Raw genomic sequence first — 15,507 nt, forward strand, 5'->3', positions numbered from 1 at the left:
CCCGAGTGGTACTATAAATAGATGTTCTAAATATTTCCTAAACGCCTCAATGATTTGTTCAACAATGATGAATAGAAAATAGTAAGTGTAAATTTACGCGCACATTCTAATATAAAGAGACATTAGCCAGTAATAATAGTTTATGACCTTATTTCCCAATGTTATTATTAGTTTTTTTATAAGCGATTAACGCTAACTAGGGACAACGACACAGCATGCGTCAAATTCTATTAATCAGTACATTTTGTTTAGTGTTTCTTATCACTCCATTTACAACTAGTGCACAAAATACAGATACTGCGGGTATTAATGTTGAAAAACTACTTGAAACAGAACAATCTTGGGATGGAGTGGTTTATAAGGAATACCCCAAGGGGACTCCGCAGCTGTCAGTGCTTAGAATTACTGTTGCACCAAATACGAGTCTTGCTTGGCATGAACACCCGATACCCAATGCTGCTTATGTGTTGAGTGGGATATTAACAGTGGAAAAAAGATCTACTGGCGAAAAACGTGTTTTGACAGCGGGTGAGGTATTGCCAGAGATGGTTGGCAGCGCTCATCGCGGTTATACAGGTAAAGAAGGCGTTACACTTGTGGTTTTCTATGCAGGGCAAAAAGAGCTCCCGCTTTCTAAATCCGTTGAATAACAATGGTCTTAGAGTCTAATTGTAGTGCTCTAAAAAAATAGGTCAGTTTGATAGAAGCGATACCAATTACATTGCACATTGTTAATTTGAAAAAAGTTCTGCACCTTAATCGTTATTAAAGTGCAGTTTTCGCAAGTTATAGAGCTTAACCAATGTGTTTTGCGCATTATCACGACGAACGAGTGTGAACCTGAGTTAAACAACACAAATTGCATAAATAGTTATCCATCTATAAAAATTACACGCTCACTAGTCGTATCTGCAGAGAAAGCGCTTTAGCACAACTGAAGAGTAAATAACTCGTCTGGGGAAAAATGAGTTGGTATAGGAAAGTTATCAGGCTCATTTCTGATTAGTAAATGTATCGAATTAACGCCAGTTTATGGGGTTGGATTAATAGTTTTTTGCCGAAATTGATTACTTCAAACAATATAAGCTGTGGCCACTTATTTGAATTTCATAGCATTCATTAGGGGATTCCTAAGAGACGATTATCATCAACTATCCTATTTGCTTACAGTAAAACCTGTTACTCCATATTGTCATAGGATATAGCCATCACTAAACGCAATAGCTCTGCTACGGGCTCAAATAGGCTCTCTGGAATCACGTCTCCAGTCTCAACATGTTTAAATAAAGCGCGTGCCAATGGAATGTTCTCGACTATTGGCACCCCTGCTTTCTCGGCTAAAGCCACTATGTGTAAGGCCATGTGATCTTCGGCTTTTTCGAGCACTTTAGGCAACGGTGTCTCGCCTTCGCAATAATACAAACACACGGCAATATGGGTTGGATTTCGTACAACCACAGTGGCTTTGCGAACGTTATTGGCAAGGCTGCCAGACGCCACTTCACGCTGTGTTTCGCGGCGTTTCTGTTTCATTTCGGGGTTCCCTTCAGAATCTTTGTACTCTTGTTTGGTGTCATCTTTGGACATTTTGAGCTCTTTCATTAGGCTATAGCGTTGAAATGCATAATCGGCGATCCCAAATATTAAGTAGCATCCTAAAAAGCTTCCCCAGAGCCATGTGATCATGGTCGAAATCACACTGATGCCGCAGGCTTCTCCGCATAAAGGCAAGTATTGAAAGGCGTTAACGTAACGATGGAGCAGATAGTAAAACACTAAACTCAACACTGTCACTTTGACGAGGTTTTTAGCGAGCTCGAATAGACTTTTCAGTGAAATAAGTTGCTTAGCATTATTCATAACATTGAGTTTATTCATGCTCGGCATTATAGACTCAGTCGCCCAAACGGGGCCTGTTTGGACTAAGTTCCCCACCACTATGGTAAACACGAGTACTAATGTCAGCCCACCGAGAAAACGTAATGCCAGCATGGCGAAGGTACCCACGATTTGCTCGGCCGCCGTTTCGAGGGGAAGATTGATAGCATTAATGGTTAAGTCGATTAACGCCATAATGGCTTGAACGAGTGCGGGCCCTTCGTAGAGAAAGTACCCGAGAATGATCGCCATCTGTAGTCCGGTGACGATTTCTGCACTTTTAATGACCTGGCCGCGATTTCTCGCTTCTCGTAAGCGTTTTTCTGTGGGTTTTTCTGTTTTCTCGGCCATAGGTCACATCCGTCAGGGGCACTAGTGCCCTGCTAAGAGTCCAAACAAAATATCTACGTGCTGCTCTACCCCAGAAATGGTCTGTAGGTAATGGGACAAGGCAAACTGTAGGCTGTAGATTAATAACAGTAAGACCAAAGCGCTTTTAATGGGCATAGACAAAAAGAACACATTTAACTGCTGCGCCGAGCGGTTTACTAGCCCTAAGGCGACATCGACTAAGATCATAATCACCATGGCGGGCATAGCAAAACTGAGGCAAAGTTGGCACATCAATTGCCACTCATGGGCTATAAACACCATCAAGGGTTGGGCTAGCGTTAAATTAAATCCTGGGGGAAGTTGTTGATAGGATTGATAGAGTGCGGTTAACAGAAAATTAAAACCACCCGAGACTAAAAACAGCACTGTCAGAACTTGAGTAAACAGCATGCCATAAATCGATGATTGCAGTCCCATCAAGGGATTAAGCACAGTCGACATGGATGCTCCCCGCATGGTGTCAATCACAAATCCCGCCATATCTATTGCCCAAAAGGGAATAGCGGCACAAAAACCAAGTAAGACGCCTACAATCATTTCTTTGCCAAATAGGCTGATGAGCATCCAAGTGTCGGCCTGTTGTAGTATCGGCTGCATTTCATCCATTGCCAGCACAGTAGGTAAAGCAAACATTAAAATCAGGCTATTACGGATTAATGTGCTACCCATAGCCCCACCTTTAAATAGGGGTAATAACAGCATCATGCCTAATGGTCGCATCATACAGAGTGCCAATACAGGAAGTTGTGCCGTTAACAGATTGGGCAGCAGAGTTGTCATCACTAATCCCCCATTTGGCTAATTTGATCGAAAGCCATGCTGGCGTAATTCAACAGTGAGCTGCCCATCCAGTGATAACAGACCACGAGTGTCACGCACACGGCGATGAGTTTGATTAGAAACTGCAGTGTTTGGTCTTGGATTTGGGTCAGGGCTTGAATAAGACTAACCAAAACTCCGACAACTGAGGCCACAATAACGACAGGTAGCGACAGCAGTAACACCATCCACAGTAGTTCTGAGGTGAAATGTACTATGATAGTTTCGCTCATGAGAATGACATCATTAGTTGGCTGATCAGTTTTTCCCATCCACCCATCAAGATAAAAATCAACAACTTGAAAGGTAGCGCTATGGTCATGGGCGAGACCATCATCATGCCCATTGCCAGTAAAATATTGGAGACGATAAGGTCAATTGCGACAAAGGGAAGATAGATGAGTAAGCCTATCTTAAATGCCTCTATGAGCTGACTCATAGTGAAGGCTGGCACCATGACTAACAGTGAGTCTTTGGTCAGCACTTGCTGGTATTTTTCGGGCCAGACCTTGTGACCTATATTGGCGAAGAATTCAATCTGAGTGTTGCTGGTGTTTTTGTCGAGAAACGCGCGGTAAGGAGCGATAGCTTCAGTGTTGATTTGCTCAAAGACATTGGGCGCATCGAACACTATGGGGGTGGCTTTGAGATTGTCATTGATTGCCATCCCCACGGGTGCCATGGTGAATAGGGTGAGGATTAATGCGAGGCCGTAAATTGCCATATTGGGTGGGATCTGCTGGATCCCTAGAGCGTTACGCAACATAGAGAATACGATTGCCAATTTCAAGAATGAGGTGCCCATCACAGCAAACAGCGGCAGCAGTGACAGGCAAAACAACATAATGATCAATTGGACTGGGTGGTCGAGTAAGGTCATGGAAACCTCCTTTGTGGCTAGGGTTCCATCATGGCGCGCTTTGCGATTAACCTGTATCAGGTGAAGACCTTAGCTGACTTAAAACCGCTAACATCAGTGAATGCAATACCGTTACCTTTAAACTAGAGCCTCGATTTGCGCGAGCAATCCCGACTCTCCGCGCAGGAGATGGATACTCGCGAGGGTTTGGTGCTGCTCTTGACCGTACTGAGAACTAAGCCGCCCTAAAATCATTTGACTATTCAGGGTGACTGCCAGCGTTAGCTTGTCACCAGCCATCATAGCCCCGAGCTTAGCCAGAGACAGACTCACTCGACCGATCTCGGCGATCAAAGGGGACTGAATAGCGTCCATCTTAGGCAATAAAGACACGATTTCGAGTTGGACTTGGGGACCATCAATGGGGGTAATAAACTTGATCTTAGCCAAAGGCCCATCTGCCCATAATAGGGCTTCACCCTGCTCGATTTGCACATCACCATCGAGCCATACCCCACCTCCTATCTCAGGTAAATCTGGTATGGGCGTTAATTGGGGCACAAAACCGGCCACTAAACTCAAACTAACATCTGCCGTTTTACCTGAAAATGCTGACCATGACTCGACTTGGCTCTGCCAGTCATCTTGCGACCAATCAACTAAGACACACGCTAATTGGCTGGCATACTCTGCGTTCCCTTGCCCCAATTGCGCCGTTTGAAGCGTTAACACGGGATAAATATCTGGCACCAATCCAAATGGCTTAGGGATTTCTTCGAGGACATCGACTAACCATTCACCCGCGGCTTCAAATGCTACCGCACTGATACAAGGTAATAAATCACTGGCAACCTCAGACGGAGAAGTTACGCCAGTAAGTGTGGTCACCCACTGTTGCCAATCCTGTTTAGAACACCACAGACCTACTCCTAATGGTGCATTGCGTCTCTGCCAGAATACTCCATCCCCCCCGATACGCATCAGTTCGATCCGGCAAGCTTGTTGGGCTAGGCCACGGCCTATGACTTGACTAGCATTGATCAATGTATTGATGTTCATTCGTCTACCTCGTCTCTGCTGTGTTGGTTGGCATAAGATCTAAATGAATGGCGAAGCGTCGCCCTTGTAGTTGCTCGTTGAGTTTAGGTAAGAGTCTCGCAAGCAGTTCCGATTGACGCGCTGTCTTAGGAAACAACTGCAATTGAATTCCTCGTGGTTGGTAACAGGCTTGGATCACTAATCCCATCATAGGGCCATTGAGCAAGCGATAGCATAGTTGCTCACCTTGCCGGATCACTTCGGCCGCCCCTTGCCGATACACACCACCATCACGGCTGAGTAGCGCCTTAGCGGTAAGTCGATCTTTGTTCGATATGGGGTTGTCATCTTCCTGTTGACCGCAAAAATAACGGTTAAACAAGCGACGCATTTCTGGATCTGACTCTTGTCTGGCTTCAACACTGGGGAAAGATATTTTCGATGTTCGCGCTATCGCCATTGGATTATTCATCGACAACCTCCTGCAGTTTTTGTTGGGATTTAACTAACCAAAGAATCGCCTTTTGCATATGCACCATAGTGGATTCAAGCTGCTCTCTTTCAATTACCAGCATTTCAGCCGTTTCGGCTAATGCCCTTTCTTTTTGGTATTCATTCATCAAGGTCAACTTAAAGGTGATTAGCTCAGTTGGGGTTAATATTTGTGCCGGTATCTGCCACTGACGCAGCCGATTAGTTTGCGCTTGCCGATCAAGGTTGATGAGGATTTGCCGGTCAAGTAGTTCTCTGAATTTTTGCCTATGTAAGACCAGTTCTCGGCGTAATTTAGCTTCTTTGTCGCTACGAATTACGAGTAACCGCTGTAATAATTGCCGGTCTTTTATTGTAAGTTGGGATGGGTTCATTTTTCAGTCGCTCCCATTAATGGCTTGAAAGCAATAACTGTAATTTTTGTAGTGTCTCTTCATAGGGACTGAATTCATTGACTGATTGACATAAAAACTGCTGAATATCCTGATGGCGAGCGACGGCTTCATCGGTCTCTTTATCTGCACCTTTAACGTATTCACCCACTCGGATCAGTAATTGAACCTCTTGATACAATGCCAGTAACTGGCGCATCTTGGCGGCATGACAACGCTGTTCAGGGCTAACAATCTGATCCATTACCCTGCTGACACTGGCATTGATATCAATTGCAGGGTAATGCCCCGCTCCCGCGAGTCGACGTGATAGTACTATGTGGCCATCGAGTAAGGAACGAACTTCATCGGCGATAGGTTCATTCATATCATCCCCTTCAACCAGTACGGTATAAATGCCAGTGATACTGCCTTGGGCTGCAGGGCCTGCTCGCTCGACTAGGGCCGATAAATTGACAAAGACACTTGGTGGATAACCGCTCGACACTGGGCTCTCGCCAGCCGCCAACGCAATTTCTCTGGCACTGCGGGCAAATCTGGTTAGTGAATCCACCATCAACAGCACATTCTTACCTTGATCACGAAAGTACTCGGCAATCGTCGTTGCTGTTAGTGTGGCTTTCATTCGCTCAAGCGGAGGACGATCCGATGTGGCAACTACCATCACAGTGCGCGCTCTTGCCTCTGGAGTGAGGTTATATTCAATAAACTCACGGACTTCACGGCCACGCTCGCCGACTAAGGCCAGTACGATCACATCTGCTTGGCAGTGCGCAGCGATCATGCCAAGCAAGGTACTTTTCCCCCCTCCTGCTGCAGCAAAAATACCAATCCTCTGGCCGACGCCACAGGCTAGAGCGCTGTCAATAGCGCGGATCCCCATGGGCATGACAGTATCAATCAGTTGTCGTGATAATGGATTAGGGGCTGAACCTTGGTTAGGTCTTAATGCCGTTGCCGTAAGTCCATAGCCATCCATAGGGGCACCAAGGCCGTCAACAACCCGACCGAGCAGACCTTGTCCTAAGGGGACTTGATGCCCGTGGCCTAATGTTTCCACTAACTCCCCACTGCATAGTCCCGCCGTAATGTCAAAGGGCGATAACAGGGCTTCATTGCCTTTGACCGCAACCACTTCGGCACGTAGGCGATTGCCAATGAGACAGAGCTCTCCTTGATGCGCACCGGGCAAAGTTGCCCGCACGAGCGTGGCCCCCACCTCTTGAACTTTGCCGAAATAGCGAACCGATGGCACTGGCAACAGACTCTGAGCGGCGAATAAGCGAGGTTCGAGTTGTGCATAAAGTGTTTCTTTACTGGGTAATTTCATCTATCGCCTCCATTAGCTCGCCAGTGCGGCATCGAGCATGTCACCCACTAAGTCCACTTGGCCTATGACTTTTATTTCTGCATCGTCGCCTAATTCCTGAAACGACAAAACGGGTGTGCTAAATAACTCGCGTTCTACGATTTTTCGCAGGTAACGGCGCACATCGAGCGAAGTCAGCAGTACACAGGTTTGCTCCGGTGGCTGCTGTTCTTGAATGCAAGTTAATATTTGCTGAGTTTGCGCCATATCTAAGGCTGAATAAGAGCCGGCTGTCGATTGTCGTATCGATTCACGGATCACATTTTCAATTCCTTCTCCGACCATAAGCACAGCAATCCAACCTTGTGGGGTCGCAAACTTGCGGCGAATATGGCGGCGAAGCGCAATCCGCACATACTCAGTTAACATGATGATGTCTTTCTCCTTTGGTACCCATTCGACTAAGGTTTCAAAAATAGTCCGTAGATCGCGCACTGAAATCCCCTCTTCGACTAAGCGTTGTAGGATCTCGGCGACCTTCCCCACAGACAACAGTCGTTGAAGTTCTTTGACTAGCTCACCGTAGCGAGCCTCCATGGCATCCATTAAATAACGGGTTTCTTGTACGCCGATAAACTCCCCCGCATAGCGGTCGATCACTTTACCCATCACATAAGCAGGAATTTGCTCATCACGGCAAAGCGCTAAACCTTGGGCCTCCGCCTGCTCAAGCGCATTACCTTTGATCCAATGCAATCTTTGATTACTAAAAGGGATGGACTCGACACGGCATGGAATCGTTGCGATGGGGTCAATCAACAGGACTTCCTGTGGTGCTAATTGCAGTTGCAATACGGGCTCTTGGTACAAAAGTACATCACAGCGGCCTAGGGTGCCTTTCTTAGCTATCTGTAATTGTATTTCCGGTAATGGCACGCCCAATTGCTCAAACCATTGCCAACGCAGTTTTTGCAGTGCTTCTTTAACCCCATGGATAGGCACATCGGCACCAAGATATAAAATCAGCGGTACAGCTCCCGGCGCCATATTGTCGATATTGGCCATCTCACTTTTACCTGTTTCGGTGAAATGGCTCTCATCCCCTTGAGCACTCGCTCGTTTTTGCTGACGCGTCAACCACCATGAAGCCCCTAAGACGACCGAACCGAGTGTGCCGAAGACTAAAATTGGGAAACCTGGGATTAAGGCAAAGATGAACATCACGATCCCCGCCATTTGCAATGATGCAGGTTGACGTCCTACTTGCATCACTAATTCGTTGGCTAAGTTCTGTCTCTGCTCTCCTGGCACTCGGGTCACGATTAAGCCTGCGGTGACTGAAATCAGTAGCGAAGGTATTTGGGCTATCAAACCATCCCCGACAGACAAGACTGCATAGGTATTTAATGCTTCGGCAGCCGACATATTGTGCTGCATGACACCGACAGCGATACCTCCTATGATATTGGTTAAAATGACGATAATACTGGCGATGGCATCGCCTTTGACAAACTTCATCGCGCCGTCCATCGCGCCATAGAGCTGACTTTCTTTCTGAACTTGCGCACGTTGGCGTTTTGCCTCTTTAGCGTCAATGATGCCAGCACGCATGTCGCCATCGATACTCATTTGCTTACCTGGCATTCCATCGAGGGAAAAACGTGCACTCACCTCCGCCACCCGCTCGGAACCCTTAGTAATCACGATAAACTGCACTATGGTGATGATAGCAAAGATAATAATTCCGACCGCTAAATTGCCGCCGACGACGAAGTTACCGAAGGTATATACGATATCCCCTGCATCATGCTGCAGTAAAATCAAACGACTGGTGCTGATAGTGAGTGCCAGACGGTACAAGGTTGTGATCAGTAGTAGGGATGGAAAGACTGAGAACTCTAAAGGGTCACGGATGTAAATGGCGATCATCAATAACACTATGGACAAGCCGAGGTTTAAGGCAATTAAAACATCGACTAAAGGTGTCGGTAGAGGCAAGATCATCATAAATACGGCTACCATTAACATGGCACTTAAGATGATATCGTGACGCCCTGCGGCTTTACTTAACCAACGACTGATGAGGTTCATCATTGACCTCCTATGAGCATACGATTTAGGAATTTTTGTTGCAGCTGATACAAGTGATACCAATCATGACCCTGGTGTGTCGATGGACAGAGGCAACTGATCATTAGACGGTTTTTGACGATGAAAAGTCGCTGAACTCTGCCTGCAAAAGCTTCTGGATGCCAACGTGATAAATGAGGTTTGAGATCACGGACGGGTGTATTAAGCAACCAAGTCGTCATCAACAATCGTCCTTGATGGCACTCTAGTAACACTCCGTGTGGAGGCCAATGGCATTCAATGCGTGCCTCAAGCTTCACAGGCCAGTGATTCACTAACCGGAAAAATTGTTCGAGATTGCGCGTTAGTTGTAAATCCATATCGCTTCTCCTGCATTAACTCTCGGTCTTATCTTCTCCCAGACAATAAAAAGCGGGTATCAGGTGAACACCTGAATACCCGCAAGTACTAAATCAACAGCGATTCAAACTCTATGGATTATCGAGACGAGATCTCCGTCAATAAGGCCGCATCGATTTCTGCCATGCATTGCTGTAATTGCGCTGGCATTATGTCCAGTTCAGCTACCCATTTCATGGCTCGCTCGACGGTTTTATCTCTGTCTATTGCTTGATTTATTTCTATTTCGTGGCTTTTATCATTGGCGTATTGCCGCATGCCCTGAACAAATATGGCCTGCTGCGCATCACTATCGAGGCCGACTAATTGCGGCAGAAAATGTGCTTTTAGCACAGCTTGATGCTGTTCAAGCCCCAGTACATCCGCCATCGATTTAGGGATTTCTTGGGTGCCTGATGCACTGAGGGCCGTCGTCTTAATGACTGAGGTTTGAGATACAGGAGTGTGAGCCAATTGCGCAAATGCTTGCTCGATCCTTTTTTCTGTCATTTCAGCCTCGGCCGCGCGGGCAGTATCGGCCATGCCTAAAAAATTAGCCCCTTGCAATGTCGACACCACAGCCTTGGAAGAATAGGCGCCAGCCATTAATCCTCCCAAGCCAAGCACCACGGCTGCCACTATACCGACGCCGCCAGTCCCTAAGGTAAACACTGCCGCCGCGATCGCTCCAACCGATACCACAGAGGCCGCCACAATTGTCATCACCACAGCGAAGGCTTTGGCTCCCGTTGAAGCATGTTTCCACCAATTGGCGATATCTGTGAATGCACGCTTGACTGCGCCTACTTTACCGACTTCAAAACAATCACGGGCGACAGTACCAACATCTTGCAGAGCCTGTCGCTGTAGCATATAGCCAGCAATGGCCTCGCCACGAGCACTCAGCCCGCCTTCTGCCTGCATACCTTTAATTAAAGCATTCACCATGACTTCACTGCTGCGATACTCACGCATGTTATTGGCAAGCTGACGTTCGGACCAGGTTTGCAGGATGCCGCCAACTAAGCCGACGACAGGTGTTGCTATCCCTGCGCTGGGAAACATCATCCCAAATACACCACTGACTAAAGGCCCACCTATGCCTGTATTCGCAGCCCCTTTCGCCCCACCCGCAATATACGGTGCTAACTGTGCCATGTGTAATAACGCAATCATTTGCGGTGTCATAGCGAAATTCGTTTTATCGGGTAGCTCTTCTCTCTTACCTTGCAGAATATCGTGCACTTGGTTTTGTACTGTCCCGGTTTGCCACACTGTGGTGACAGTGTTAACCAGTTCCTGCCCAAAGGTACCGGGGTTAGCCAAAATAATATTGTAGGCTTGAGTTAAATTGCCTGCGAGCTCACGTGCCTCTATCGGGTGTGCCATAGACCAATTATGCAGGTCGCCCAGTGCTGCCACCATGACCTTGGGCGAGGTTAAAACAGACACATTTACTAAGCTCGTTTTCGAATCTTTAACACTTGAGGCTAAAGCGAGATAAGCCTCGGCGACACTGCTCATGTTATTTTTAGCCAGTTGCCTAGATAAAATAAGTTCTTCTAAACTTGGGCGATATTGGGAAGACCAATTGCCGACAAACTTTTGCACTAACCAACTTTGCCATGCATGGCTACTCGCCATACCCCCTTGTTCTGGAAAGCCGCCATTATTTTTTGCTGTGATAGTGGCCTTTTTCAGCTGTAACAAACCATGTTGGTAGGCATCATCGAGTTCTTCAAGGGAGCGATTGACTTCCGCTAACTGGCTAGTCACAGTGCGAAAAGCGCGCAGTTCAGGGGAACTGGCCTCTGGCTCGGCTAAGGTTTGTACTAGGCCATCGCCATATAATTGCTGTAAATGTTCAGTCAATTTGTCCAGTTTGGCCGATAAGAGATGCTGCTCTTGAGTTAAGGCGCGCACTTGTTCATTATTATTTTTTAATTCAGGAAGATAGCTAAGGAAATAACTCAGATTAACCGCAGCACGTTCAGCATTTGTTTCCCTCCTTACATGCTCAAGTTGCTGTGTTAACGCTGACAATTTAGCGACGTTATTACCCGCAATCACTAACACGTCTTGTGCACTCTGCAGTCGATTGAGTCGCTCGACTAAAGTTCGGGTCGCATCTTGGTCCGCATTAATGTGCACGAGTTCTTGGGATAGCTGATTACGCACCGTCTCAGAGGGAACAGCTAACAGCAGCTCAGTCACGGCTCGATGATAATCATTACACAGGGAAAGACGTTCGGTAAGAAAACTGTGATAACGAGTTTGATCTTGCTCAATCTGCGAAACTAGTCGCAGGTTGTTAACATCATCAAACAGTGAAATATCTTGTGAATTATTTGGGCTAAAGCTGATGGAGCTTACGCCCTCAAACCAATTAAGTTGATGCTGAGTTTGTAGAACTTGCTGCGCTAAGCTTGCCACTTGGGGGGCAAAAGTACTGCCATCTAGCTCATTTCTTAGCGTTAGCTCAAGGGCGAGATCATCAAAGTGAACTGGCTCATCGAACTGCAAACGACTGCCTTTCTCGACATACTCTTGTCCGCCAAGATACAGTAATGTTGCGGTGAGATCATCGACTTGGACCTCTTCTTCAGCTGGGTTGATAGCCTTATATAATACTGTACCGAGTTGAGCTCCTGCCTGTTTCACTGCCGCTAAATGATCTTCGAGTTGCACTTGCTTACCGACAGTGATGAGCGCTTCTCCACTGAGCTTACTGGCCCGTGCAAGACAAGCGGCTAGTAAGGTTTGTGCTTGTTCTATCTGAGTTAAATACTGTTCGGCTTCGGCCTGCTGCGCTTCAAATGGAGTTTGAAATGAAGAACTTACGGCCAGGGGTTCTTGCATGGGTTCTAGCACAAACTGCTTAATGAGTAATACTAAGCTTTTGACCTCAGGCATCATTTTTTTTTGCTCAGAGACCGCGCTGATGTTCTCTTCATTGAGCATAGAGACTAAGCTTGCCGCTAAGTATTCTACTCTCTCTGTCTGACCTAATTCAGTTTGCATCAAAGGGGAAAACAGTTGATAACTGCTCACTAAGGTATCCGCTGTCAGCTTGTTTTGTAGTGCATAGGGAAGCGCGGCATGAAACTCAGATAAGGCTTGGCGCACCGGGTTCGATGCTAATAAGGCTTGCTCATATGTCAGCATTGCCGCCGTTAAGACCTCATATTGCGATAATCCCAGATTGACTTCGGCCAGTAGTGGCGACAGGACACCGCTCTGTTCCACCGACAAATTCGCGTTCAACTCAGCGACTAGAGTTAAAGCCTGCTTAACTTTTGCTAGCGCAGTTGTGACAAGCTCTCGCTGCGCAGTCAGTTCATCGCTGGTAATCAAGGGATCTCGACTCTGATTTAAGTTTTGTATACATGTTGCGAGCTGAGTGTCACTGAGTACTTGATTATAATTTTTAATGGCTTGTTGTAAGGTTTTAATGGGTTCAGGTTCTGAATACACCCAAGAAGCCAACCAAGTTTGAGTGGTCGGCATAGTTATTTTTTGTGGTATTGGTGTGGTTAACAACTGTTTAAGACATTGATCTTGTGCATGTAAAAAATCCTGTGACGCTATAGGCTGCTGGTTTAAAGTATGGGAAGCCGTCCCCCTGATGCCTTTAGCAACGGCTATGGGATCGGTTAAAGGTGTAAGCTCTGAGGGGCTGGGCGTTTGCTTCTCCGACGACTCGGACTCAATCGCGATAGGGGAAGGTAAGACAAGCAATTTGGGCGCATCTTCATCAGTCTCACATATGTCTAAAGGAAGGTGGAGAGGCGCAAATGCCTCACTCCGCTCGGTGAGTTGTTCGATCGTGCGCAGGGTTAATGGAGTAAGGCCGGACAAATCGACGGCATCGACTATATCCAGTGCAGCATCATGACCAAATCTTGCCGCCAATGCCTGCAAGAACACGCCCAACACTTGCTTATTATCGAGTGATAAGCCATTGACATAATCTTGGACCGCTTGGGTATTTTTGAGTAAAGGAATGTGGCTAAGCATGCTCAGTAATTTTTCTTTAAAGCCTTCTTTGGCCGCTATAATCGTCGGTATGCCCTCGGGGGTATCGACTAAGGTAAGACGGTCGTCAAGCTTAGCCGCATGACTAAATGCATTAATATCTAAGGCCATATTATTGTCCTCCCGCACTGAGGTTTATGGTATTTATTGATGAGGTTTGCCCTGTCATTTCGGTTTCGACATGGCTCAGCAGTGCTTGATAAGTGTCGGCTAAGTCACCGAGAAATTCGCGGAGCTGGAGTGCACTGGCTGGCATAGAAATAAAGGTTAAATATAACAATGCATCGGCCTGAGGCTCATAGCAGATACAGCCCTTACCTTGTTCAGCAAGTTGGAGATTCAATTGCAAACATGCTTGCCAATAGTGCTTTTCAGCCAGCGGCTGAGCAAGCATGCAATAAAACGTCCATTGCACATCGCCGTAACGTATGGAGATCATTAATTTTTCATCTAGCATTAACAGACACTGTCCATTAGCATCAAACACTAATGGTAAGCCGAGTGCTTGGCCGAACTGGGCCAATAATTGGTCATGTGCATTCATCTAGCGCCCCCCTCAATTGGTGAAAGTGTGACCTTGATGAAAGTTTGACCTGAGTCAGGGGAAATGAATATCAGGTGTACACCTGAGACTAATGGCGTTCCTGCTTAAATACCTCTTGTGTTACAGGGCCAATATCGAGTCTTATGCGACAAGCAAAGGCTCGCTGAACAATCAAGCAACCGTGCGTCAACTCCTGTATAGGTATTGCACTTGGTCAGCGTGAAGCGAGCATTAGCAGATGCTCGTTATTCCTGATCACACCAGTCATCAAGTAGGCTCAACATGGCCTCTTCGACATGTTCTTTCTGTTCTGGATCGCGAAAACATGCCAGAGGAATAATACTCAGCAGTTCCCGCCAGCGGCGTAGAAATCCCAATCGTCTTGCGGGCATTAAGGGTAATAACCGTATTTGTTCATCAATCCACTGGGGATACACCCAAGCTTGTTCTATTAGTTGTAACGTGACTTTTAACACTTGTTCACCATCAAGCTGAGTCGCACGGGCGAGCATATGGCAATGTTCCTCTATGGTGAGAAAAATAAGCAATCGGCGTAAGTCATCTACCGCCGCAGCTATCTTGACCATGTTTCTCCCGCTGTGCTGATCGCTCAGGGGTTCAGACAGGGCTCTGAGTAACACACGGATCCGCTTACGGCGGTCAGGAAGATGCTGGAGTAATTCAAACCATTTGGCTAGGCCTGCATCGCCTCGCACCGCTTGTTGATAAAGTTGTTGCAAGGCTTGCAGGCCAGCATGATCGAGTGCAACGCCTTCAAGGGCGGCAAATAACGCAATTTCAGCGCCTTCTTGCGCGAGTAATTCTGTTAATAATTTGCGTAGCTTATTATAGGCGGACTGACCTAGCTTGCCTGACACGACTAGCGCCATCATTAATAGCATCATGTTGCCGCTGTCTAAGCCCAATTGTTTAAGTTGCGAGAGGAGCTCATTCCCCTCGCCTAAGCTCGCAAACTGTTCGACCAGTTTATTGACTGTGGTTGCTTGCGTGTCTCCCAGTTGTTGTAACAACTGCTCGAGTGCTCTAAATCTGGGATCTGTTGGCTCTTTACCTGAAGTTAGCTTTTTCAAATGGCTGCTTAATCCAAGACTTAATCCTTCCATCGTCTCTTCCAATGCTTCAGAACGCACTTCGGCTAATTCTGCGGCTGCCATGGCTGTTGCATTGTTTGCCGGAAACACTTGTCCATGGGTTTCGTTTACACTCGTTGTGTTATGAAAATCCACAGCGTTGGCACCATCGATACGCACCATAATAA

At 46.8% G+C, this 15,507-nt stretch carries 13 protein-coding genes; 1 reads left to right on the top strand and 12 read right to left on the bottom strand.

Annotation, left to right across the window (positions count from 1 at the left end; all coding sequences use genetic code 11):
• Window positions 1-215 precede the first annotated feature (215 nt).
• Window positions 216-650, top strand: coding sequence for a cupin domain-containing protein (locus FW758_RS18675; protein WP_347097750.1), 435 nt, complete (start codon window positions 216-218; stop codon window positions 648-650).
• 529 nt (window positions 651-1,179) lie between these two features.
• On the opposite strand, the gene FW758_RS18680 is transcribed toward FW758_RS18675, so the two are convergent.
• The 12 genes from FW758_RS18680 to FW758_RS18735 form a co-directional block, all read right to left on the bottom strand.
• On the bottom strand, window positions 1,180-2,229 hold the full coding sequence (locus FW758_RS18680; RefSeq protein WP_006081463.1) for an EscU/YscU/HrcU family type III secretion system export apparatus switch protein: 1,050 nt from the start codon (window positions 2,227-2,229) through the stop codon (window positions 1,180-1,182).
• A gap of 21 nt (window positions 2,230-2,250) precedes the next feature.
• Window positions 2,251-3,051 (bottom strand): type III secretion system export apparatus subunit SctT, encoded by an 801-nt coding sequence (gene sctT, locus FW758_RS18685; RefSeq protein WP_259579803.1) that lies wholly within the window; start codon window positions 3,049-3,051, stop codon window positions 2,251-2,253.
• A gap of 2 nt (window positions 3,052-3,053) precedes the next feature.
• Complete coding sequence (gene sctS / locus FW758_RS18690) at window positions 3,054-3,323, bottom strand: type III secretion system export apparatus subunit SctS (RefSeq protein WP_006081461.1); 270 nt, start codon at window positions 3,321-3,323, stop codon at window positions 3,054-3,056.
• Entirely contained in the window at window positions 3,320-3,970 is a 651-nt protein-coding gene (gene sctR, locus FW758_RS18695) for a type III secretion system export apparatus subunit SctR (RefSeq protein WP_006081460.1), read from the bottom strand. Before sctR ends, sctS begins: the two co-directional genes overlap by 4 nt.
• A gap of 117 nt (window positions 3,971-4,087) precedes the next feature.
• Window positions 4,088-5,008, bottom strand: a complete 921-nt coding sequence (locus FW758_RS18700) for a hypothetical protein (protein WP_446446183.1) — start codon at window positions 5,006-5,008, stop codon at window positions 4,088-4,090.
• 4 nt (window positions 5,009-5,012) lie between these two features.
• Complete coding sequence (locus FW758_RS18705) at window positions 5,013-5,459, bottom strand: hypothetical protein (RefSeq protein WP_446446184.1); 447 nt, start codon at window positions 5,457-5,459, stop codon at window positions 5,013-5,015.
• Window positions 5,452-5,853, bottom strand: a complete 402-nt coding sequence (locus tag FW758_RS18710) for a hypothetical protein (protein WP_446446185.1) — start codon at window positions 5,851-5,853, stop codon at window positions 5,452-5,454. Before FW758_RS18710 ends, FW758_RS18705 begins: the two co-directional genes overlap by 8 nt.
• 16 nt (window positions 5,854-5,869) lie before the next feature.
• A complete protein-coding gene (locus tag FW758_RS18715; protein WP_446446186.1) occupies window positions 5,870-7,201 on the bottom strand; it encodes an EscN/YscN/HrcN family type III secretion system ATPase in 1,332 nt (443 codons plus the stop codon).
• A gap of 12 nt (window positions 7,202-7,213) precedes the next feature.
• On the bottom strand, window positions 7,214-9,274 hold the full coding sequence (locus FW758_RS18720) for an EscV/YscV/HrcV family type III secretion system export apparatus protein (protein WP_446446187.1): 2,061 nt from the start codon (window positions 9,272-9,274) through the stop codon (window positions 7,214-7,216).
• 474 nt (window positions 9,275-9,748) lie between these two features.
• Complete coding sequence (locus FW758_RS18725; RefSeq protein WP_446446188.1) at window positions 9,749-13,795, bottom strand: type III secretion system effector BopA family protein; 4,047 nt, start codon at window positions 13,793-13,795, stop codon at window positions 9,749-9,751.
• A gap of 1 nt (window position 13,796) precedes the next feature.
• Window positions 13,797-14,228 carry a chaperone SicP gene (sicP, locus tag FW758_RS18730; RefSeq protein ID WP_446446189.1) on the bottom strand — a complete coding sequence of 144 codons (432 nt, stop codon included), beginning with the start codon at window positions 14,226-14,228 and terminating at the stop codon, window positions 13,797-13,799.
• A 245-nt stretch (window positions 14,229-14,473) separates the two neighbouring features.
• Window positions 14,474-15,502: a TyeA family type III secretion system gatekeeper subunit gene (locus FW758_RS18735; RefSeq protein ID WP_446446190.1), complete on the bottom strand. Its 1,029-nt coding sequence runs from the start codon at window positions 15,500-15,502 to the stop codon at window positions 14,474-14,476.
• Window positions 15,503-15,507: the final 5 nt, after the last annotated feature.

It is taken from the genome of Shewanella sp. 1180_01 (genome assembly GCF_052850535.1).

What these genes read in the sequence shown, in the direction of transcription:
- FW758_RS18735 (WP_446446190.1), bottom strand. Translation starts at nt 15,502, where the DNA reads ATGGTGCGTATCGATGGTGCCAACGCTGTGGATTTTCATAACACAACG.
- FW758_RS18720 (WP_446446187.1), bottom strand. Translation starts at nt 9,274, where the DNA reads ATGATGAACCTCATCAGTCGTTGGTTAAGTAAAGCCGCAGGGCGTCAC.
- sctR (WP_006081460.1), bottom strand. Translation starts at nt 3,970, where the DNA reads ATGACCTTACTCGACCACCCAGTCCAATTGATCATTATGTTGTTTTGC.
- FW758_RS18700 (WP_446446183.1), bottom strand. Translation starts at nt 5,008, where the DNA reads ATGAACATCAATACATTGATCAATGCTAGTCAAGTCATAGGCCGTGGC.
- FW758_RS18725 (WP_446446188.1), bottom strand. Translation starts at nt 13,795, where the DNA reads ATGGCCTTAGATATTAATGCATTTAGTCATGCGGCTAAGCTTGACGAC.
- sctT (WP_259579803.1), bottom strand. Translation starts at nt 3,051, where the DNA reads ATGACAACTCTGCTGCCCAATCTGTTAACGGCACAACTTCCTGTATTG.
- FW758_RS18710 (WP_446446185.1), bottom strand. Translation starts at nt 5,853, where the DNA reads ATGAACCCATCCCAACTTACAATAAAAGACCGGCAATTATTACAGCGG.
- sicP (WP_446446189.1), bottom strand. Translation starts at nt 14,228, where the DNA reads ATGAATGCACATGACCAATTATTGGCCCAGTTCGGCCAAGCACTCGGC.
- FW758_RS18715 (WP_446446186.1), bottom strand. Translation starts at nt 7,201, where the DNA reads ATGAAATTACCCAGTAAAGAAACACTTTATGCACAACTCGAACCTCGC.
- FW758_RS18675 (WP_347097750.1), top strand. Translation starts at nt 216, where the DNA reads ATGCGTCAAATTCTATTAATCAGTACATTTTGTTTAGTGTTTCTTATC.
- FW758_RS18680 (WP_006081463.1), bottom strand. Translation starts at nt 2,229, where the DNA reads ATGGCCGAGAAAACAGAAAAACCCACAGAAAAACGCTTACGAGAAGCG.
- sctS (WP_006081461.1), bottom strand. Translation starts at nt 3,323, where the DNA reads ATGAGCGAAACTATCATAGTACATTTCACCTCAGAACTACTGTGGATG.
- FW758_RS18705 (WP_446446184.1), bottom strand. Translation starts at nt 5,459, where the DNA reads ATGAATAATCCAATGGCGATAGCGCGAACATCGAAAATATCTTTCCCC.